Annotated in this window: 23 protein-coding genes and 3 tRNA genes; 12 read left to right on the top strand and 14 right to left on the bottom strand. The window is 46.2% G+C overall.

Annotation, left to right across the window (positions count from 1 at the left end; translation table 11 throughout):
- From ACO0K1_RS07870 to ACO0K1_RS07890, 5 genes are all read right to left on the bottom strand, one after another.
- On the bottom strand, window positions 1–124 hold a 124-nt coding region (locus tag ACO0K1_RS07870; RefSeq protein ID WP_017454492.1), incomplete at its 3' end, for a GTP-binding protein.
- A gap of 77 nt (window positions 125–201) precedes the next feature.
- Window positions 202–276 (bottom strand) — tRNA-Thr (locus ACO0K1_RS07875).
- Window positions 277–310: 34 nt separating this feature from the next.
- A tRNA-Gly gene (locus ACO0K1_RS07880) sits at window positions 311–384 on the bottom strand.
- Between the two features lie 48 nt (window positions 385–432).
- A tRNA-Tyr gene (locus tag ACO0K1_RS07885) sits at window positions 433–517 on the bottom strand.
- 72 nt (window positions 518–589) lie between these two features.
- Window positions 590–1,336, bottom strand: a complete 747-nt coding sequence (locus tag ACO0K1_RS07890; RefSeq protein WP_423024441.1) for an MgtC/SapB family protein — start codon at window positions 1,334–1,336, stop codon at window positions 590–592.
- 850 nt (window positions 1,337–2,186) lie between these two features.
- Here ACO0K1_RS07890 and ACO0K1_RS07895 point away from each other — a divergent pair.
- From ACO0K1_RS07895 to ACO0K1_RS07905, 3 genes are all read left to right on the top strand, one after another.
- A complete protein-coding gene (locus ACO0K1_RS07895) occupies window positions 2,187–2,567 on the top strand; it encodes an arsenate reductase family protein (RefSeq protein ID WP_423024443.1) in 381 nt (126 codons plus the stop codon).
- On the top strand, window positions 2,560–3,381 hold the full coding sequence (locus ACO0K1_RS07900) for a hypothetical protein (protein ID WP_423024445.1): 822 nt from the start codon (window positions 2,560–2,562) through the stop codon (window positions 3,379–3,381). Before ACO0K1_RS07895 ends, ACO0K1_RS07900 begins: the two co-directional genes overlap by 8 nt.
- Window positions 3,382–3,674: 293 nt before the next feature.
- Window positions 3,675–4,007, top strand: coding sequence for a YXWGXW repeat-containing protein (locus ACO0K1_RS07905; RefSeq protein WP_423024447.1), 333 nt, complete (start codon window positions 3,675–3,677; stop codon window positions 4,005–4,007).
- A 187-nt stretch (window positions 4,008–4,194) separates the two neighbouring features.
- On the opposite strand, the gene ACO0K1_RS07910 is transcribed toward ACO0K1_RS07905, so the two are convergent.
- From ACO0K1_RS07910 to ACO0K1_RS07925, 4 genes are all read right to left on the bottom strand, one after another.
- Window positions 4,195–5,745, bottom strand: coding sequence for an HDOD domain-containing protein (locus ACO0K1_RS07910; RefSeq protein ID WP_423024449.1), 1,551 nt, complete (start codon window positions 5,743–5,745; stop codon window positions 4,195–4,197).
- 150 nt (window positions 5,746–5,895) lie between these two features.
- Window positions 5,896–7,527 (bottom strand): tetratricopeptide repeat protein, encoded by a 1,632-nt coding sequence (locus tag ACO0K1_RS07915; RefSeq protein ID WP_423024451.1) that lies wholly within the window; start codon window positions 7,525–7,527, stop codon window positions 5,896–5,898.
- Window positions 7,528–7,753: 226 nt separating this feature from the next.
- Window positions 7,754–7,951: a DUF2905 domain-containing protein gene (locus tag ACO0K1_RS07920; RefSeq protein ID WP_423024453.1), complete on the bottom strand. Its 198-nt coding sequence runs from the start codon at window positions 7,949–7,951 to the stop codon at window positions 7,754–7,756.
- Between the two features lie 168 nt (window positions 7,952–8,119).
- Complete coding sequence (locus ACO0K1_RS07925; protein ID WP_423024455.1) at window positions 8,120–9,310, bottom strand: class I SAM-dependent methyltransferase; 1,191 nt, start codon at window positions 9,308–9,310, stop codon at window positions 8,120–8,122.
- Window positions 9,311–9,355: 45 nt separating this feature from the next.
- Here ACO0K1_RS07925 and ACO0K1_RS07930 point away from each other — a divergent pair, with 45 nt between their 5' ends.
- Genes ACO0K1_RS07930 through ttcA form a run of 3 tightly spaced genes read left to right on the top strand, consistent with a single transcriptional unit; the run spans window position 9,356 to window position 11,544 of the window.
- Complete coding sequence (locus tag ACO0K1_RS07930; protein ID WP_423024457.1) at window positions 9,356–10,171, top strand: SDR family oxidoreductase; 816 nt, start codon at window positions 9,356–9,358, stop codon at window positions 10,169–10,171.
- A gap of 15 nt (window positions 10,172–10,186) precedes the next feature.
- A complete protein-coding gene (locus ACO0K1_RS07935) occupies window positions 10,187–10,585 on the top strand; it encodes a dihydroneopterin aldolase (protein WP_423024459.1) in 399 nt (132 codons plus the stop codon).
- 5 nt (window positions 10,586–10,590) lie between these two features.
- Window positions 10,591–11,544, top strand: a complete 954-nt coding sequence (ttcA, locus tag ACO0K1_RS07940) for a tRNA 2-thiocytidine(32) synthetase TtcA (RefSeq protein WP_423024461.1) — start codon at window positions 10,591–10,593, stop codon at window positions 11,542–11,544.
- 90 nt (window positions 11,545–11,634) lie between these two features.
- Here the strand turns inward: ttcA and ACO0K1_RS07945 are convergent, their stop codons facing one another.
- Both ACO0K1_RS07945 and ACO0K1_RS07950 read right to left on the bottom strand, forming a co-directional pair.
- Window positions 11,635–12,057, bottom strand: a complete 423-nt coding sequence (locus ACO0K1_RS07945) for a DoxX family protein (protein ID WP_423024463.1) — start codon at window positions 12,055–12,057, stop codon at window positions 11,635–11,637.
- Between the two features lie 35 nt (window positions 12,058–12,092).
- Entirely contained in the window at window positions 12,093–12,707 is a 615-nt protein-coding gene (locus ACO0K1_RS07950) for an FMN-dependent NADH-azoreductase (RefSeq protein ID WP_423024465.1), read from the bottom strand.
- A gap of 159 nt (window positions 12,708–12,866) precedes the next feature.
- Here ACO0K1_RS07950 and ACO0K1_RS07955 point away from each other — a divergent pair, with 159 nt between their 5' ends.
- Window positions 12,867–13,787, top strand: a complete 921-nt coding sequence (locus ACO0K1_RS07955) for a LysR family transcriptional regulator (RefSeq protein WP_423024468.1) — start codon at window positions 12,867–12,869, stop codon at window positions 13,785–13,787.
- 118 nt (window positions 13,788–13,905) lie between these two features.
- Here ACO0K1_RS07955 and ACO0K1_RS07960 read toward each other — a convergent pair whose 3' ends face one another.
- The gene (locus ACO0K1_RS07960) at window positions 13,906–14,601 is read right to left on the bottom strand and encodes a response regulator (protein ID WP_423024470.1); all 696 of its coding nucleotides are present in this window, start codon (window positions 14,599–14,601) and stop codon (window positions 13,906–13,908) included.
- A gap of 10 nt (window positions 14,602–14,611) precedes the next feature.
- The gene (locus ACO0K1_RS07965) at window positions 14,612–16,069 is read right to left on the bottom strand and encodes an ATP-binding protein (RefSeq protein ID WP_423024472.1); all 1,458 of its coding nucleotides are present in this window, start codon (window positions 16,067–16,069) and stop codon (window positions 14,612–14,614) included.
- A gap of 356 nt (window positions 16,070–16,425) precedes the next feature.
- On the opposite strand from ACO0K1_RS07965, the gene ACO0K1_RS07970 reads away from it, so the two are divergent.
- Complete coding sequence (locus tag ACO0K1_RS07970) at window positions 16,426–16,848, top strand: hypothetical protein (protein WP_423024474.1); 423 nt, start codon at window positions 16,426–16,428, stop codon at window positions 16,846–16,848.
- Between the two features lie 150 nt (window positions 16,849–16,998).
- Window positions 16,999–18,081 (top strand): hypothetical protein, encoded by a 1,083-nt coding sequence (locus ACO0K1_RS07975; protein ID WP_423024476.1) that lies wholly within the window; start codon window positions 16,999–17,001, stop codon window positions 18,079–18,081.
- A gap of 179 nt (window positions 18,082–18,260) precedes the next feature.
- Here the strand turns inward: ACO0K1_RS07975 and ACO0K1_RS07980 are convergent, their stop codons facing one another.
- The gene (locus ACO0K1_RS07980) at window positions 18,261–18,812 is read right to left on the bottom strand and encodes a thymidine kinase (protein ID WP_423024478.1); all 552 of its coding nucleotides are present in this window, start codon (window positions 18,810–18,812) and stop codon (window positions 18,261–18,263) included.
- A gap of 254 nt (window positions 18,813–19,066) precedes the next feature.
- Between ACO0K1_RS07980 and ACO0K1_RS07985 the strand changes: the two genes are divergently transcribed.
- The 3 genes from ACO0K1_RS07985 (at window position 19,067) to ACO0K1_RS07995 (ending at window position 20,770) form a co-directional block, all read left to right on the top strand.
- Window positions 19,067–19,519, top strand: a complete 453-nt coding sequence (locus ACO0K1_RS07985) for an Hsp20 family protein (RefSeq protein ID WP_423024480.1) — start codon at window positions 19,067–19,069, stop codon at window positions 19,517–19,519.
- A 588-nt stretch (window positions 19,520–20,107) separates the two neighbouring features.
- Window positions 20,108–20,476: a response regulator gene (locus tag ACO0K1_RS07990; RefSeq protein ID WP_423024482.1), complete on the top strand. Its 369-nt coding sequence runs from the start codon at window positions 20,108–20,110 to the stop codon at window positions 20,474–20,476.
- 12 nt (window positions 20,477–20,488) lie between these two features.
- Window positions 20,489–20,770: an STAS domain-containing protein gene (locus ACO0K1_RS07995; RefSeq protein WP_423024484.1), complete on the top strand. Its 282-nt coding sequence runs from the start codon at window positions 20,489–20,491 to the stop codon at window positions 20,768–20,770.
- The last annotated feature ends 96 nt before the right edge of the window (window positions 20,771–20,866 follow it).

Genomic DNA, 20,866 nt, shown 5'->3' on the forward strand with positions numbered 1-20,866 from the left:
CGCCAAATTTTTTGGACAATACTGTCGCAATCGCTGCTGTCAGTGTAGTTTTACCGTGATCAACGTGACCAATTGTACCGACGTTGACGTGCGGCTTGGTGCGTTCGAACTTACCTTTTGCCATTTTGGACTCCTAACGATTTTGATGAGAATACTCAGGCACGCGCCCGACAAATTCAGACTAGACTACACCAGTTCACATGGTGCCCTTGACGTGGATTGAACACGTGGCCTCTCCCTTACCAAGGGAGTGCTCTACCACTGAGCTACAAGGGCAGCTCGTTTCGCACAAACACCATGCAAATAAAACTGGAGCGGGTGAAGGGAATCGAACCCTCGTCATAAGCTTGGAAGGCTTCAGCTCTACCATTGAGCTACACCCGCAGGGGCTACCACTTCAGCCGCATACTTACTTAAAAATTCTTTATCCTATGGTGGAGGGGGCTGGATTCGAACCAGCGTACTCAGAGAGAACAGATTTACAGTCTGTCGCCTTTAACCACTCGGCCACCCCTCCGTAGGGAACTCAGAACTATAGAGATGCAAAGACCTTCTGTCAAGGACTATTTGTGAAATTTGTCTAAAAGCCTCAATTTTTTGCATGCGCAAGCTGAAATGATTCCACTCCTTCAACTTTTTCAATATCGAGTGACAACTCACTAATGGACTTCGCTGCATGCTTATTTTCCGCAACCGCAACAAAACGCCATTCATGACCATGCTCGTTGTTACTGATGCATAAGGTTCTCGTCATGAGTACATACCCACGTTCTTTCGCCATAGCAACTAAAGCAGCTTCCTTAGGCTGATAGCCTTTTTTGAAACGTAGCGTTATGGCAATTGCCGACTGTGTAGGCAGCCACATTTCCAATCGATACACCAACACCATGCACCCAGCGGATAAAAGTGCCAGCAGAATTGCGGCCGCATAAAATCCGACGCCGATCAGAATGCCGATGGCTGATGACGCCCAGATAGACGCCGCCGTGGTCAATCCGCTAATACTAAAGCCTTCCTTCATGATAACGCCGGCGCCAAGAAAGCCAATCCCCGTTACCACACCTTGCATTACTCTGGTTGGGTCTGCGGCGGAAGGCGTTAAGACTTTCCCTCCAAACCAAAATTCTGGATAACCGACCAACACCACCAGCGCCGCAGAGGCCATACAAACCAAGCCGTAGGTGCGCATACCTGCAGCACGTCCATGATAGGAGCGCTCATATCCAACAAAGCAGCCGAGCACCAAAGCACCCGTAAGATTAAGAAAAATTGTTATATTTGCACTTAATTCGGCGGGCGACCAAAAAACCATTAATTGACTCAAAAATTCACGCATAAAGCCTTATCAGAAATCTCATAAATCGTGCAAGTGTAAAGAGATTACGAGCAACATGTAAGTGTGGAAGTGAAGACTGGCATCATCGACAACAGATCTGTCATCGATCTGATTTTTCGTTTAGTCGCTTATTTGTCGTTTATTAGTCGGTTATAGGTGCTTAAATTAAGGTGCAATCTGAAATCAAGAGTCCGCATCAGTATTGGCGAAGCAAGTACTTACCATTAATAAAAAACCGTGAGGTAAAGACTTTTTTGCAATGCTCGCAAAAATATAACTCAGTAAGGGTCATGTTTTTCGCACAGCGTTTTTCCTTGCAAAACCTCCAGTAGGCAAATGAGATGTCTCTTCGCAGGGGGTGCACCCATAATAGGAAAACCAAGGGATAAAAAACCAGAGCTCAAATTCGCATAGCGTATAATTTCACTCCTGAAGCACTAACTCTTTGGTGATTATTTGATCAAATTCCCTAGGCAATACCGCCCGTGGCGCGCAAAAAAAATGGCTATCTGCGTCTAAAAATGGCACTTTGATTAGCTTATTTACCCCATTTTATTGATCTCATCCAAAGAGCAAATCTGTCTATTTGACTCTTTTGGTGGTGAATATGTTGAAAATTTGCGCAACGTAGGACTATGCGGAACGACAAGACAAATGAAGATATCTGCAATTTCCAGACTGACAACCTCGTATTGCAAATCAAACTTCGTCGCCAAGATTGGCACTTAACAAGTCATATCAGCACGGGCCTTTAATGGTTTTAAATAGTTTTAAATGGTTTTAAATGGTTTTAGTTGGTTTTTAATGGCTTTTAAAAAAGCAAATCAACGTTAAAGTTAAAGCATCACGAATGATTAAAATTTACCACAATCCACGGTGCTCGAAATCCCGCGAGACGTTGTCGCTCGTTGAGCAAATCGCTACAACGAAGCAGCTAGAGCTCGACATCATCGATTATCAAAAAACACCCCTCACAGTAGATTTATTGAAGAGTCTATTACGTGAATTAGGCGGCAACGTACAAACAATGCTGCGCTCCAACGAAGAAGAGTACGATGCAGGTCATTTGGCGGATGCCGATGACCACCAAGCGATTCTGGCAATTGCGAACCATCCCAAATTACTTCAACGCCCTATCGTCAGTTATCAAGGTAAAGCAGCAATCGGCCGGCCTCCAGAGCAAGTATTAGCGTTATTTAATGAAAGTAATGAAAGTAATAAGTATGAGTGAATTCAAATTAGCCGCGGGTAGCGTTGTTAAACTGGGCGTGATAACCACCCAGTTGTATCCAATATTGAGGAATGGCTTATCGGCGAATACGCCAGCACACCAGTTCCAGACGAACGCCGACGGCGCGCTTTCAAAAAAAGCAGACACGCCTGGCGTACAAATCGGCGAGTTGATGGCCTATTTTTCAGCCTGCGCGGCTTTTTGCAATAACACCAGTGAAATCCATCATCAGCAGCAGGATGCGATGGCACGCTTTGTTGGTGCGTTGCAAGATCAACGCGGGACTAAACCGGTCATGCCAGAGTTGGAAGATATTGCGCATCAGGCGGGTTTACCTATCGTGCTAGAAATTGTCCTGGAAGAAGATTGCGTGCTGCTCGCGGATAGCCATTTTGTCAGCGAGACTGAACCTGAAAAGAGCTGGAAACTCTGGCGCAGCGGTTACTTGCAACGTGCTGATGGCATCCCTGCACATTGGATTAAACAATTTTATTTTCCACGTTTGCTTGATTATCGTGATGTGACATCTGCACGAAATCCGCGCAGTCTCGAACAAACAACTGATACTGCACTGATGGTCGGTGGCTTGATGCAATATTGGCACAAAGATACGCCTGGCGATCTGTTAGCCGCGTTTAAAAAACAATATGGGCGGATTAACTTTTCTCAGCGAAGTAACTTTGACGAAACGTCATTGGAGCGCTTCTTCAATCTAAGTGCCGTCATCGACCCTGCCACACGTTTGTTGAATCAAATGACGATCTGGCAGGATATTGATGCGTTAGCGAAGAAACAAGGAATTGAACTTAGTTAAGTTGTGCTTCAGTTCTGCGTCAGTTCTGCTTCAGTTCTGCTTCACCTTTATTTTTGCTGTAAAAAAATAGCTGCTTGCGTGCACCTCAAAGCATTTTGCCGCGTTAGTGCAACATGCTTTGAGTTACACATAGCGAAGAAGCTAAGCACAGAAATATTTACTCTGTGCTGCAAAGAAGGAACATAAGGAAAAAGGAAACATTGCGCTGATTTTTATTGCTTGATTCAATTTTAAATCACCGTGTTTGCAGTAATTCTGTCATTCAGATGCCGAATGGCATTTTTGGAGAACGTATGAAACGCATCGCATTTTTATTAGCAAGCGCCACCGTGCTTGCATCAGTTGCCTCATTAACTGGCTGTGTTGTCGAAGCACCACGCCATCGGTATTATGCGCCGGCGGTCGTTACCGTGGCGCCACCTGCCCCGCAAGTAGAAATTATCAGCGCACCACCAGTCGTGGGTCATATCTGGATTGACGGTGCGTGGTATTGGGATGGTGGACGTCACGTCTGGCATCCAGGCTACTGGTCCGCCCCTCGCCCAGGCTATGCATGGGTTCCACATCGTTGGGAACATGTCGGTGGCGGCTGGCAATTCCACGAGGGGCATTGGGATCGTCACTGATAGTCACTGATCGTCACTGATCGTTAATGATAGTCAAGTAATAGGTGAAAAACAGCAATAAAAAAGCAAAAAAGCATTGCCACTATCTTGACCTACAAAAAAAGGAGCTAATTTGCTCCTTTTTTATTTGCGCTTTCCGCGTAATTTCAAATTCTACCCATCTTGGAGAACAAACTTTCGATTGAATTTATCCGCGCACCATCGCTGCCACCAACTGACTTTTCAGTGTTTTAATTAAGGAAGTTTCGTCATTTGGTACGCCTTCTTCCGCCGTAACAACACGATCTGCATAGATCAGACCTAATGATTTTTTTTGAACGACTAAAGGCAGGATAATAAAACTTCGTGCGTCCGGCAGCAGTTCCTGATACCAAAACGGCAGCAAACTGCGAATCTTCGGCGCAGACGTATCTGCAATCATCACATCGACATTATTCGTCATCGCCAGATGAAATAGATCTGCCTCTTGTTTCATCGAAAAGCTAAATCCTTTTTGCCGCTCAACATAATGTTCACCAACCGAAAACTTTGAAACGTAACATCCTCTCGTCTGATCACGGAGACATATGGTCGCAAAGCGAAATCCCATGCTGGAATATAGCGTTTCTAAGACCTGAAGAATGAGAGCATTGATCTGAAAATTTGCAGAAGCCAGCATCTGAGTGACGTCCTGAATTCCGGCTAACAGCAAATCATGGGCGTGATACGGTTTGCCGCTGGGATAGCGATCCGATTCCTGCGCTGGCAGCAACTCTTCAGAAACCATTAAAAATTCAGTGGGCACGCCAATGGCAGACGTCGGCTCCTCAGATTCAGTAAAATCGGCTGGCAAAGCAATGTTCATGCTCTTCGCTAGTTGCCGTGTTTCTTCTTCTACCCGCAAAAGCAGAGCCTCAAGCATTGGTTGATCAATTTCTAAAGCCTTCCCATATTTTTTCAGAATCGCCGCCAGATAACCCGGTGTCCCATGCTTACCCATGATGACGATCTCGGCCAATGCATCACTAAAACTGGCGACTTGTTTCAACCAGTCGTTACGGTAAGCGGCACGTTTTAATTCGCCAGCGGGTAATGGCGCCATCGATTGGATGATGGCTTCCGGAATTTTCCATTCCTGTAATGCCATCTCACCAAAACGTTCAAAACTACAACCCAAAAAGAGTTGTACAGCATCACCTGGACGCACTTCGCCTGCTTCTTCTAAATTTTGGATTTTGGCATAAAGTTGATAGTCAAACGAGGCCACTAATACCCGACCTACATTTTTAAACAATGCAGCCACTGCGGCCTCTTCGCCATCAGGAAAACGACCTTTACTTGCTATTTCACGACCGATAATACTGGCGCACAGTGAACGCACTAATTCTTTGCGAACACTATGTGCTTGCTCTTTGTTTTTAAAATAATCGACCAGTAACATTGCTGTCGCGCTGGTTTTGACAGTGTTAAAACCGAGCAAAAAAATAGACCGTGAGATGGTCGTCACGGGAGCGCCAGAACTGGTTCGATACTGTACGGTATTTGATAAACGTAAGATTTTTTGCGTCAATCCAACGTCAGATAGTATGAAATGTGCGAGGTTGTTGACCGATTCTAAGCCTGAAGAAGTGATTTCTATCACTTTCGCAATCGCTACACCCAACGTCGGCAAATCACTTTCCTCATGGATTTTTCTAAGTAATCGTTCGCGCTGTGCGGCGGGTAACAATGAAAGCGAGTGTAATTCTGTCTGAGTCATAGTTATGTAATGCCATCTGATGCCCGGGCTGAATGCGCGGCTCCCATGTTGGTCTATTCCAATTCCAATTGTAGAACACCAGGTAGCAACTCAATTCAGATTCAACATGCGGGTTGCTTTTGATCAAGCTCCCGATGCGATGTAAATAAATCAGCTTTTCGCGACGCGATTTAAGCTCATTCCATACTTTTTCTGTAGCTCATCGTACAAACCACGAATCGCTTTCAGACGCGGATTCATTGGGTCAAGACGCCGCCCCGCCTCAATCAGATGACGTGCTTGTTCGCCAATGGTGCTGTCCCACCCCATATTTTCCAGACATTTTAACGCCGCCAATGCGGCATTCAATACAACCTGAGGATTGTCCGGGGACTTCCTCGCGGCCGCCGTCATCAAATCAACCGAACCGCGGAAATCGCCTTGTTTAGCTTTTTGCACACCCAGTGCGACCAAATCCATCACTTCTCGCTGACTGCGTTGCGCCAGTTCTTTACCTAAATGTCCTTTTCCGGCGCTCTCAAAAATACCCACAGCGCGCGTAATGACCGCTTGGTTGCTGGCATTTTTCATCACACCGAGTACGATGTCCGAAGCATCGCCCTCTTTATCATTTTCAAGGCAAGTTTTTGCTAATCCCAGCTTTGTGCCAGTTGACAATCCGATGTCTTCCCGGCTGGCGACTACCGCCGCATCTAACTCGGTGTTGAGGCGAGAGTCCCCCGTTTTGGCATGTACCATGGCTGCGCTGATGGCTCTGCAGGCTTCCGTTTTTTTCAGCCCGCCCATGTTTTTTTCCATATCGCGGATCACTGTTTTTGCCTGGTCCGTATCGCCTTTTTTGACGAGCGCGTTGACCAAATTTAAGTGATCTTCAGGGTCACGAAATTCTGAGAATTTGGCCTTACTTACTACTTTTTTGAATACACTTTCGGCGGTCTGAATATCGCCGGTTTCCATTGCAATACGACCTAGATTGCGTAAGCGCCGCACCGCATGCGGCGATACCGTAACGGCGGTGTCAAGCACGTCTTTTGCCTCAGGAAGCGCGCCAATCATTTCATGCGTTTTCGCTAGCCAATCATACGCATCCATAAACTTATTATTTTCAGCAACCAGTGATTTTAGTATTGCTTCGGCTTCCTGATACTTACCTTGCATGAACAAGGTTTTTGCTAATCCGAGACGCGCCCAGGCGACCGCTTTGAGCTCGAAAAGTTGGATATATAAAGCTTCGGCTTCCGCTGCCTCGCCAAGAACTACGTGCAATTCCGCACGCAAGCGCATGAAATCAACCGCATATCGGGGATATTCGCGTTCGCCATGGTGACAGGCGGTGATCGCTTCTGTTACTGCACTGGCTTCCATTAAATTGTGGACTTCAACGAAGGCTTTACGCTTTTCCAGTGCACGAATCACACGTTCAAGCAACATGTCAGCGGTAAAAGGTTTCAGCAAGTAATCCGAAGGCGCTAATTCAGCAGCACTAACGACCTTGGCATACGATCGCTCGGCGGTGACCATTATAAAGATCGTTGAGAGTGGCGTTAGTTTGTGATGACGTACATCTTCTAGCAATTGCTGCCCATCCTGACCAACGCCAAGATCATATTCGCAGAGGACCAAATCGTACACTTTGGCCTGGATGCTGCGCACAGCAGTGCCTGCAGTCAATGCGTGTTCGATTTTTGTTATGCCGCATAAATTCAGCATATTGTGCAAACTGACCCGCATGCCTTGATGCGGTTCAATGAGCAATGCCCGGATGTCACTGAGTTCGCTCATTTCGACCTTTAGCGTTAATTCGTCTTAGTTCTCGTCTGAAAAAGCAGATGGGGTTTGGGCACCTGTCTGCCTGAACCAGCACTTCATACTTTAATTCTTTACCTTTGATTCATTATATTAAAGTGACCGCCCAATAGTATAGGAAGTTTTATTGTTTAACGGAAATATTGAGAGTACGCATCGGAAACTTTACAACTTACCGACATTTTTGTCCTCACTTTTTGCCTTACTTTATCAATCTTGCGATCAGCATCGCAAAGACGGACAACACAATGGTCGAGGCAAAAGGAAATGAGTAATTTTGCTTACCGAAACGAAATCGCAAATCTCCAGGCAAGCGTCCAAGCCCTAATTTTTCCAACCAAGGTAGCCAGCGGGAAATGATGATGACGACCAAAAAAATCACAAACACCCAGCGTATCACCAGATACTCCCCCTTAAATTTTAAAAATTGAGTGATTTATCAACGACAAATATAGATGAAAAAAAATACTCCTACTCAGTATATAAATGAATTTAAATCATTAGGGTGAGCAGGTATCCGTTAAGCCGTCTTTTCTGCAGACGTTTGTACGCTGCATCGGCACACAATTTACAAGCGGTGACAACGATCATGGCGCAGCAGACCCGCTGGCATGTCGACGCCACTACCGACGACCAACACTTTGAATAACTCACCCATTTCCGCCGGTGACACCAACTTTTGCAGCGCGTTGGCTTGCGGAAGATAACGCATCACTTGCTCTGCGGACTCTCGCGCCAGCAAGTTCGCAATACCAGATTCGAGCAAAAACGCCGCCTGACTGGTATAGCTCAATAACTCCAAACCACCCGCCAATGCTGCTTTTGCCATTGCCGTAAAATCAACATGCGCCGTAATATCTTGCAAACCTGGCAAATAAAATGGATCAGGATGCGCATGATGACGATAATGGCACATCAGCGTTCCCTGATCACGCTGTGAGTGATAGTACTCATTCGCCGGAAAGCCATAATCAAGCAGAATAGCCGCACTGCCCCGCCCGGATTCTACTTGCCCAGCTCTGAGCATACGCGCCAGACTGTGCATAAAACCGGTCGCCACGGCATGAACTTCAGTCATGTAAGGGGCAGGCAAGTGCTCAATGTCAGGGATTTGTGCCAGCTTTTGCAGGTCACAATCATGCTCGCGATAGACCAGACGTGGCAATCCCGATTGCGCATCTGGCTCTGTCTCAGCCACGGCGACACCCAACTCACGCCAGCCTTGTGCCGTCTTCATCACCAGATCGACTGGCATTGCATCCAGGACTTCATTGCCGAGTACCAAACCGGAAAACGAATCTGGCATTTTTTGCAACCAAATGACCTGGGGAAAGTCTTTCAATAAAACTTCCTGTCGTGCGCGCAGTTCGCCGGACAATTCCACGATAAAATAGCGGTCTATTGCAATTCCAGAAAATTGACATTCCGTTAAAAAGTCCCGCGCCAGCTTACCGGTACCGGCGCCGAACTCCATGACTTGGGCTGAGGTTTGCGCAAATAGCCTGGCTGCTAAGTTTGCCAGCGTTGCACCAAACAGCGACGACATTTCGGGAGCCGTTGTAAAATCACCGTCTTTGCCTAATTTTGTGGCACCGCCACTGTAATAGCCTAAGTCGGGCGCATATAAGGCGAGTTCCATATAGCGTGAAAACGGAATCCAGCCTTGATGCTGCTGAATTTCATCAATGATAAGTTGCTGCAACGCGTGCGATGCAGCCAAGGCATCTGGCGCCGGCAGAGGTAGAGATAATTTTTGCATACCGGCATTGTATAAAAAACGAAGATGACACAGTAAAGAATTTCCATGACTCAGCAATCCCATAGCCCCCACAACAATTCCAGCGCAACGCGCAGAGTTGCGCTGGTCACAGGCGCTGCCAAGCGTATTGGGCGACATATCGCCTTAGCCATGGCACAACAAGGCTGGGACGTGGTGGTGCATTTTGGCACGTCCGAAAACGAGGCCGCCGACGTTGTAGCAAAAATTACCGCCATGGGACAGCGGGCGGTAGCTATTCAGGCAGACTTGGCGAACGAATCTGCAACACGCGCCTTATTTCAGTCGGCGGTGGTGGCAATGGGTGAAATCCATTGCGTGGTTAATAATGCATCATTATTTGAAGAAGACCGCGCCAGCACCTTTTCGCAAACGTGTCTGGATCACCATATGCATGCCAATCTGGCAGCGCCTATCCTGCTGGCACAGGCGTTACACGCTGCCACCCCGGAAGGTCAGCAAGCCAGTGTGATTAATCTGCTGGATCAAAAGCTGTACAACCTCAATCCCGATTTTTTGTCCTACACCTTATCCAAAGCGGCGTTACAATGCGCCACCACAATGTTAGCGCAAGCTTTAGCACCAAAAGTAAGAGTCGTTGGTGTTGCGCCCGGCATTACGTTGGTATCTGGTCATCAAACCGAAGCCGACTTTAGCGTTGCGCATCAGGCCACGCCTTTGGGCTACTCCAGTTCACCGGAAGATATTGCACGTAGCGTTTTATTTTTGGCCAATAGCCCAGCCATGACTGGTACTACAATTTTAGTTGATGGCGGCCAACACCTAATCCCATTGCAACGCGACGTGATGTTTGTCGCGACTGCAACCGAATCACATTCTTAATCCATCGAGCACATTATGCTATCCGTTTTACACCACCCGCAACTCACCGATTGTCGCCGCCTGTTTTTGCGTAACTATGAAATTTCGATCAACATCGGCGTTCACGAATTTGAGAAAAAAGGCGAACAACGGGTCTTAATCAATGTCGATCTGTATATTCCATTAGCGGTGTCAACGCCAAAGGATGATCAGCTTGACGAAGTCGTGGATTACGATTTCATCCGCAGCTCAATCGCCCAACGGATCGCGCAAGGCCATGTACATTTGCAAGAAACTTTGTGCGACGACGTTGCCAAACTGATGCTCGCGCATCCACGCGTTCGCGCTGTGTGCATCTCCACCATGAAGCCAGATGTTTATCCAGATTGCGAAGGTGTTGGCGTCGAAGTTTTCCAGATCAAAAATGAAATGTAAGTACCATGCAAGCTAATCAAGAATCTTTGGTGGACATCATCCTCGACACCGCGCAAGAGCGTGCTGTCGAAACCAGATCACAAGAAAAAATTACCTACGAAAACAATAAACTGCATAAGCGTTTGTGCCGTCTGGTGGGTCAGGCGATTGGTGATTTCAACATGATCGAAGACGGTGACAAAGTCATGGTCTGCTTATCGGGTGGTAAAGATAGCTATGCTTTACTGGATATTTTGATGACGCTGCGTGAACGTGCACCGATTCATTTTGATATCGTCGCCGTTAACCTCGATCAAAAGCAACCGAACTTCCCGCCAGAAGTATTACCTGCTTATCTCGATAAAATCGGTATTCCTTACCATATCGAAAATCAGGATACCTATAGCATCGTCAAACGTTTGATCCCTGAGGGCAAAACCACATGCTCGCTTTGTTCGCGTTTACGTCGCGGTATTTTGTATCGTGTTGCTGATGAATTAGGCGCAAACAAAATTGCATTAGGACATCATCGCGACGATATTCTTGAAACGTTTTTCTTGAATATGTTCTTTGGCGGCAAGCTCAAAGGTATGCCAGCCAAATTGCAATCGGATGATGGCAAACATATCGTGATCCGACCGATGGCGTACGTCAAAGAAGCAGACACGCAGCGCTATGCCGAAGTCAAACAATTCCCTATCATTCCGTGTGATTTGTGTGGTTCTCAAGAAAACCTGCAACGCAAACAAATCAAAGGTCTGATGCGTGAATGGGATAAAAAATTCCCGGGTCGCGTTGATAATATTTTCGCTGCGTTATCGACCGTTGCACCATCCCATCTGATGGACAAAAATCTCTTCAATTTCAGTGACCTGAAGATTGATGGCCAGGCGCGCACTGATGGCGATATTGCCTTTGATGATGAGCCATGCTCAACACCGACATCGGGCGTTATTTCTTTGCATCTGAATCAAGACTGACGCAATTCAAAACTTACTTCAATAAGAAAACCCCTGAGATTTGCTTGATCTCAGGGGTTTTCTTATGACTGGAAAAGCATCATCAATTTTCTATTTCGCTTCTGTAGCACTATTCACAGAACGTTCAAGACTCAAATTCCCACTGCCATGCACCACGGCAAATAGCAGGCCCCCTGCCATCGACAAATTTTTCATAAAATGTATCATCTGGTTTTGTGCAGTATCGGCACCTGCATTCCAAAAATCATGAAAAATAAATCCCGCCGCCAGTGTGAATACCATCATCGCCAACGCCGCCCAGCGTGCTTTCCAACCAACGATGAGCATCAAACCACCACCGAGTTCCACGATGATCGCTGCCACAGCAGCAATCGCAGGAAATGGCACACCTTTGCTGGCGATGTAACCAATAGTGCCGTCAAATCCAGCAATTTTTGAGGCGCCAGAAGCGACAAAGATCAACGCCATCAAAATACGTGCGGCGAGCAAAGCATAATTTTCTACGTTTTTCATTTTACTTATTCCTTATTCCTTATTCCTTATTCTGATCAAGCTGTCACTATTTCTTCAATCTGTTGTGCTGCCGAGGACAACGCAGCGGCTTCAGCATCTGGCCCCATTGCCAGCCCTTCTGCATAAATGAAATTGACGTCCGTCATTCCCAGGAAACCAAAGAAATTTTTGAGGTAAGACATTTGCGTATCATTGGGCGTATTTTTATAAATACCACCACGGGTCAAGGCCACAACCACTTTCTTGCCCGTCAACAAGCCCTCAGGACCGTTTTGGCCATAGCGGAAAGTCACGCCAGCGCGCGAAATCGCGTCTACCCAGTTTTTTAGCTGAACGGAAATGCTGAAGTTGTACATAGGAGCGCCGATGACGACGACGTCAGCTGCCTGGATTTCAGCAATCAAGGCATCGTCCAGTGCGACGCGGGCTTGCTGCTCGTTTGTGCGATGTTCGGCTTGTGTAAACAGTGCTTGTAACGCCACTTCGTCCAATACAGGATGCGGTGTTTGCGCCAAGTCACGCGCCACTACCTGCGCCACTACATGGGCATCAGCACTGGCCGCAATAAGACGTTCTACGATCTTCTGAGCAAGCTGTTTTGAATGTGAGCCAGCAGCACGAATGCTGGAATTAATTTGTAAAATGTTCATAGAAACCTCTATCAATATTGCGATCATCAGGAATCTGCAATTCCGTCTCTCTTGATCTACGATGGATGAAGAATTGCGATAGACGTACTTTATAGATTCCAATTTTGATCCGGAAGAGCATAAAATGGATATCATTGTTCCAAAATCGGAAAAATAGAAATGCAACTAGAAGCTAACGATCTTTTGTTATTCGCTCGCGTTATCGAAGAAGGCAGCTTTAGCAAGGCCGCTGACCGTCTGGCAATGCCCAAATCGAGCTTGTCCCGCCGTATTTCGGCGTTAGAGACACAATTGGGTGAACGTTTGTTGTTACGCACTACCCGCCAATTGACAATTACCGATTTTGGGCAAAGTGTGTTGCACCACGCACAACAGGTACAGGATGAGGTTGATGCGACACTCGCACTGACGCAACACCGGCAAGCGCAACCGTCAGGGCGCTTGCGTGTATCCATGCCGAGCGACTTCGCCAATCAGCAAATGAGTCAGTTCCTGTCGTCCTTAATCCAAAAATATCCGGCAATTTCTTTGGAACTTGACCTGACACCGCGACGTGTTGACCTCATTGGCGAAAATTTTGATGTTGCAATCCGCGTTGGTGATTTACCTGACGATGCTTCACTGGCAGCCAGACGTTTAGCCGTATTCAAAGTCGGATTGTATGCAGCACCGGATTACCTGAAACGGCGAGGAACACCCACAGAACCAGAAGCCTTAATGGAACATGATGCCCTGCGCTTATTAGCGCGCAATGGCGAACCCAGCCCTTGGAAATTAACACGCGACGATGAACAATGGGAAGGTATTCCCCCCGGGCGTGCCACCGCAAATTCGCCAGAATTACTCACACGTCTAGCCTTAAACGGCGATGGTATTTTGATGCTATCGGACACTTTTATTAATACTTATCTGGAAAGCGGTGCATTGGTTCGCGTGCTGGCTGACTGGCAACTACCCTCTATTGACGTATGGGCAGTTTTTCCTGGTCGTCGCTTAATGCCTGCCAGAACCAGAGTATTCCTCGATAGTTTGCAAGCTGAATTTCAGAAAGAGTCTTGCGTGGGCAGGATCGACGTATAAATTCAGCGGAAGAGAACGTCTCGCGCCATAGCGGACGGAACAGCGCCAATATTCGTGCTCCCCTTCAACACTGCTTATTAGCTAGTAGGTATTCGGTTCACACCGATGAACGATTTGCTTAGGTGCTTGATGATGGTGGTAGTTCAAATCGATAACCAACCCCATATACCGAGTGCAAGCATTCGGGTTCCGGGAGCTTGCTTTGGATTTTTTTGCGAATATTTTTAATGTGCGAATCGATGGTTCTATCATTGATGTCGCGCTGATCTTCATGCGCAATATCGAGCAAATGTTGGCGTGAAAAGACCCGATTTGGATGACTGATCAATTCTGCTAACAGACGATATTCGACTGGGGTCAGCGGTAACGCATTCCCTTCAAATAGAATTCTTTGTTCTGCAGTTTCAATAAAAAATCCTGATGCTTGCGTCGTCTTCCCGCTATGCCGACGCAGATGGATTTTTGCTCTCGCCACGACTTCACGTGGGCTAAATGGTTTACACACGTAATCGTCAGCGCCTACTTCCAGCCCCAATAGTCTGTCAACTTCCTCGACTCTGGCCGTCAGCATAATGACCGGTATCTGCGTAAATTTTCTTATTTCCTTGCAGACTGAAATTCCGTCCATCAAGGGAAGCATGAGATCAAGCAATACAAGATCAGGAAGACTTTTTTGAACTGAAGCCAGACCGGATCTACCGTCGTGCTGTTGTTCGACCTGATAGCCACTGGCGACAAAATAGTCTTGCAACAATGCGGCTATTTTTAGATCGTCTTCAATAATTAAAATACGCTGCAGAGAATTGTCAGTCATCATTGTCCTGTTACAAAATAAGCGGAAGCCGGATTACCATTTTTAAGCCTCCTAACACCGATGGCATGGCGTCAATTTCGCCATCCTGCGCTGTGAGTAAAGCTTTACAAATAGACAGTCCAAGCCCACTTCCTCCATGTGCGCGGCTACGTGCCATATCGACCCGATATAGGCGATCAAACAATAAACTATGTGCGTTCAGTGGTACGCCGGGCGCACTATCTTCAATACAAATTTCGACAAAATTACGACTCGACGAAATACTGCATCGGAGTGTGCCAGGACTATCGGTATATCGGATGCTGTTTTCCAGCAGATTGCTGATCACCTGTGTCATGCGACTCGTATCACCTCGAATAAAAGTTGGCTCGGCAGGGAAGTCAATTTGTATCGATAACTGTGCTTTTTGTAATCGCAATGTATAGCGTTGTGTGATGGAAGCGACTAAAGCAACGATGTCGATTCTGGCGAACTCATAGCGTAAATCGCCAGCATCGGCGAGTGTCAATTGGCGCACGTCATCGACCAGCTTATTTAAATGCAATATCTCCGCATGTAAAGACGCCATCGCCGCAGGAGAAGAAGTTCTGACACCATCAATAATGGCCTCAACTTCTCCGAGGATGACGGTGAGCGGTGTCCGCAGTTCATGGGAGATATCAGCTAACATCTGCCGGCGTTGCGTCTCATTTTGCTGCAAGGAGCGCGCCATGCTGTTAATGTCTTTAGCCAACTCGCCCAGTTCATCTTGATTCAAAACCTCAGCACGCGCCTGGAATTGACCTTTAGCAATCCGTTTGCTGACTTTATGCAGCGATTTTAAAGGCCGTAGTAAATGTCGCGCCAGGTAGATGGATAAAATCAATGCGATGATGATCAGACCTAGTGCTAACCAGATCGTTTGTTGAATCTGTATGCGGACGAAATCCAAACCATTCGCATTGGATATATTGCGTAATGGTGCCAATCGAAGTGTGCCGACAACGCGCTTATCGACGACAATACTTTGTCGACTACCGTCAGGTGCAGTAGCGGCGTCACGGGGGCCAATAATTGCGGTTCCATGTTCGTCGATCAATGCCAATCTTTGTGCGAATCCCATAGGATCAGGGGGCGGCTGATCCAGCGATCTCTCTGGCAGAGGCACATCAGGCGCAGCCGATGTTTCTGCTGTCGGAGATATCGGTCGCTGTTCAATGACATTGCGTGGTGGATGCGGTCGCATTTGCTCGAGTATGTCGTGCAAGCCTTCGCGATCACGAGACAGGTGATCAAAATTACCATCGCGCCGATAATCTTCCGCCAATAACTGACTTAATTTTCTTAAATCTTGTTGTTCTAGCTCACTGAGATAAGAGATAAATCCACGTTTAAGATTTTGGCTGCTAATCCACGCCATCGTCCCTATGCATAAAATCACAATGGTGGTGATCGTAACGGCGATTTTTTTGGCGATGGTGAGGCGCATGGGATGCTTGGTGTAGGGCGTTGTTTAATTGATCAACATAGAGTCAGAATCTTTACCATCTACCGACATGGTAATGCCACAGTATAGCGACAGAGTATAGCGAGTGAGTGTATTACTTAAATATGGAGCAATAAAGGAATTGCCACTATTTTAAGCGATAGCCAAGATACTTAATTAAATGAAAACAATGCGTAAATTAACGCTAAGAAACCACACCATTAGACAAAAATTTACCTCTTTTCTCCATTTTTCCTCCTTAATTTAGATGCACTGTGGCAACTATGCAGACTTTTCTGGCTGCATGCCGCTAGCGAAATTCGCATGGCGATTCATGTTATCAAATCAGGAGGCTGCAAATGAAACAAGCAATTCGAATCTCGGGCATGACCAGACAACTCGTCGCGCTAAGCCTTTCAGGCTTAGCTCTAAGCGCCTGCGGTGGCGGCCGCGAAACGACAGCACAAACAACCCAAAGCATTAACGTCGCTGCGGCAGCAGAGACCAACGCCGCCAGTGTCGCCAGTGCTGCTATTACTGCAAGTTCCGACAGTGCCACGACCACGTCGACTGCATCTAGCGCAAAAATAGCGCTGGCACTGGCAAGTAATACGGCCCAGCCCAGTGCGACGGTCAGCACAGTATCAACCCTCGAAAAGCCAATCGCGATAAGCAATATCGAAGGAACTGTGTTAACTACGACCGCCAGCGGTACGATCGATACGAGCAATGCATTTTTCCAGGCATTTGGAAATGGTCGCAGTTGTGCCAGTTGTCACTAGGAGAGCCAGGCCTGGAGTATCAGACCAGATAGTCTGCAGCAGCGTTTTATACAAACGAATGGCACCGATCCAATTTTCAGTTTGGTCGATGGTGCCACTTCACCCAAGAGTGTGGTTACGACTCTTGACCAAAAACGTCTGGCCTATAGCATGCTGTTGACCAAGGGTTTAATACGTGTCGGCTTGCCGCTACCTGCCAATGCGCAATTTATATTGTCAGCTGTCAATGACCCTTACGGCTTCGCGAGTGCAACGCAACTTTCTTTATTCCGTCGACCACTACCAACAACGAACCTTAAATTTGAAACAACGATGATGTGGGACGGACGCGAGACTTTTTCAAATTCACAATCCGGTTTATGTCTCAAAGGCGTGCAACCATCGACATCTTTTGCCACTTCTGATTTTGACTTATTACATCAGGCAAATACCGCCGTACTGACGCACGCACAATCACCACAAGGTCTGACCGCGGCGCAGCAAAGAGCAATTGTCAGTTTTGAAGAATCATTGTTTACGGCACAACTGACGAGTACGCGTGCTGGCAGTCTGACCGATGCCGGGGCCAAAGGCGGTCCCGTTGCGCTGGCAGCTAGTAATTTTTATTTTGGCATCAACGACATTAGCGCAGGTGATTATGTCACTGGTGCTGCGTTTAATCCGAATGTAATGACAATCTTTTCGTCCTGGAGCAGTTTGGATGCACCGACCCCGGGCGCGAAAGGAAAACCTCCGGTGGCACCGACGGCAGTCAATGTATTACGTGCCTCAATTGCGCGCGGCGAGAAGATTTTCAATACTAAGCCATTTAATATTAACGGTGTCGCAGGTTTTAGCGATCAGCTTCGCACGAACTTGCAGCGTGGCACTTGTGCTAGTTGCCACAGCACGCCAGCAGTTGGCACGCAGTCCGTTCCACGATTATTTAATACCGGTGTAGCAGGCGCGAATTTGCGCACGCCAGATATGCCTTTGTACACGTTTAAAAATAACAAAACCGGAGAAGTCGTGCAAACAACAGATCCTGGCTTTGCGCTGACGACTGGTCAGTGGCAAGACATTGGCCGCTTTAAGGTGCCTGCGTTACGAGCATTGGTCGCGCGCGCACCGTATTTTCATAACGGATCTGCGCCGGATATTCCTGCGGTTATTCATTTTTATGATAAGCGGTTCAATATAGGGTTCACGCCACAAGAAGTGAGCGACCTGACAGAGTTTTTGAAGGTACTTTAATTTTAGAAAATAAAAAGCCGAATTGTCTTACCGGACAGGTTCGGCTTTTTGATGCCATAAAGTTCGCTTGCAACGTCTGGCACTATTCCAAGTGAAGATCGCGTGATTTATTGCGTGATTTATTGCGTGATTTATTGCATGATTTTTTGTGTGATTTAGTGTGTGATTTAGCGTGTAATTTATTCGGCGTAAAAGCAACGTCCACAAACATGTTGATAGCGTTCATTGCCACCAATGTCAATTTGTTCACCAACTTTTAACCTCTTACCGCGGCCATCAACCCGGATATTCATAGTGGCTTTCTTTCCGCAGGCGCAAATATTTTTCAATTCTTCAATAGTATCGGCTAGTGCCAATAAATACGTTGCTCCGGGAAACGGTTCTCCTAAAAAATCACTTCGTATCCCATAACAGATCACTGGCACACCGCGAACGTGTGCCAGTTGATGCAGTTGCTTAACTTGATCTGGCGACAAAAACTGTGCTTCATCAACCAGCACACAATTGACTTGTGGGGCTTCTTTAAAGAAATCAAATTCTGCATCAAAGACGTCAGCTTCTCGCTGAGGTCCCAGACGCGAAGTAACCTTGCCAATCCCATACCGATGATCAATCGCAGCCGTATATAAACAAACATGCTGACCTTGCTCTTCATAGTTATGTGCCACTTGCAACAACGCCGTTGATTTACCTGCGTTCATTGCAGAATATCTGAAGTAAAGCTTGGCCACGGGTGTTCCTTAAAATGTGATCGACGGGCAGATATTGTAACTGCATGCCGGAATTTCAAGAGTCTCTGACAAATAAAATTCCATATTTTATTTATTTATCTTGATTTTAAAAAACCTGAATTAAATCCCTTGAATTCAAAAAAATGCACCCTATCTTTGACTCAGCAGATGCTCATGTGAGGTCTGCAAATTCTAGCTAAACGCTTAGCTTATTTAGTTCAATTTATATCGCTTCATTTTAAAAGGATATCACCATGCGTAATTTTGATTTTGCCCCTTTATACCGTTCAGCTATCGGTTTCGATCGTCTCGCACAATTGTTCGACGATGCACAGCGCAACGATGCCGCTCCTAGCTATCCCCCATATAATATCGAGTTAATCGCTGAAGATAAATATAGCATTACGATGGCAGTTGCTGGCTTTGATCGTAGTGAAATTGAAATCGAAAGTGAGCGAGATACGCTCAAAGTTGTGGGTCGCAAACAAAAAGAAGATGCACCGAAAAATTACTTGCATCGTGGTATTGCATCACGTGATTTCGAGCATCGTTTTCGTTTAGCGGACCACGTCAAAGTCGTTGCCGCGAGCTTAAATAATGGTTTGCTCAATATCGAATTGGTGCGCGAGGTTCCTGAAGCCTATAAACCACGTCGCATCCTGATCGATGGCGAAAATTTGCAGTTAGTTCAAACGCAGGCAGCCTGATTTCTTACTTTAATCGGCTGAAATTCAGCCTTTTACGAAAAAACATGGTCATTGATGGCCATGTTTTTTTTGCTCAACATGATGTCGTCAATCAGAAACATCAACAACACCTGGAAATCATTCGACATGGGGCACAATCGCCCCAACTCATTTTAGCAATGAACGCCGACTTTGATTTTGTCCGAAAAAGCTTCGCTTTAACCGTTTAACTTAAGCGTTTATTGGATAAATCCACGGAAATTTTTAGTTACCATTTTAATTTACCGCACAGAAACAACAAGATATTCTTTATTAATATAGAGAAATATTTAAAGAATTTATTGCTTTTATAACTATAAAATTTGTGAGATGGTAAGATATACATGGTCTCTTGCCTCTGTATTTTGGCTTTTTCATGCGAATTGCCACAGAAATTGTGTTTATAAAATTAAGTATGTGAAATAATGTAACTACTATTTCGTGCCAGTGTAAAACTTGGCGTCTCAAATAATGAGCTGCAAATAGGCCATTTTTGAATTATTCTTTGTTCGACAAGAGTAAAGTCGGCTGAGCGTAGTTGTTGCATTATTCTTCATGAGAGGATGTCGTATGTCCAAGACTGTAATGGTGGTAGATGATTCTGCGTCTGTTCGGCAAGTAGTAGGACTTGCTCTTAAAGGTGCAGGCTATACCGTCATCGAGGGATGTGATGGGGTTGACGCATTGTCTAAGCTCAAAGGACAAAAAGTACATCTGATTATTTCAGACGTCAATATGCCCAACATGGATGGTATTAGCTTTGTTCAGGAAGTAAAAAAACTCGCGGCCTATAAGTTCACCCCAATTATTATGCTGACGACAGAGTCGCAAGAAGGTAAGAAATTGCAGGGTCAGGCCGCTGGCGCCAGAGCTTGGGTAGTCAAGCCATTTCAACCTGCACAAATGCTGGCAGCAGTGTCAAAACTAATCCTGCCCTAGAAGAGGCGCGCTATGAAAAGCCAGACAATTGAAGGTGAGTTGACGATCTATACTGCGGCGACAGAGAAACAAAGTTTGATGAATTTTTTGGACACCGACAGTGAGCTTGAGTTAAATCTTTCACAAGTATCAGAGATGGATACCGCAGGCTTGCAAATCCTGATACTGATGAAGAATGAAGCACGTCGTCAAGGCAAAGTACTGCGGTATGTTATGCATAGTAAGCCCGTGCTGGAAATTCTGGAAATGACCAACGTTACTACAAGTTTTGGTGACCAGATTATTCTGACGTAACAACTTTCTTTTATCTTCAAATCGCGTTAAATTAGCTTCTCCACCCCCTAATTCAATAGACCGTCGGTAACTTTGATCCAATTAGTCCGGTGATCA

The sequence above is a fragment of the Undibacterium sp. SXout20W genome (assembly GCF_049340285.1).
Lineage (GTDB): Bacteria > Pseudomonadota > Gammaproteobacteria > Burkholderiales > Burkholderiaceae_D > Undibacterium.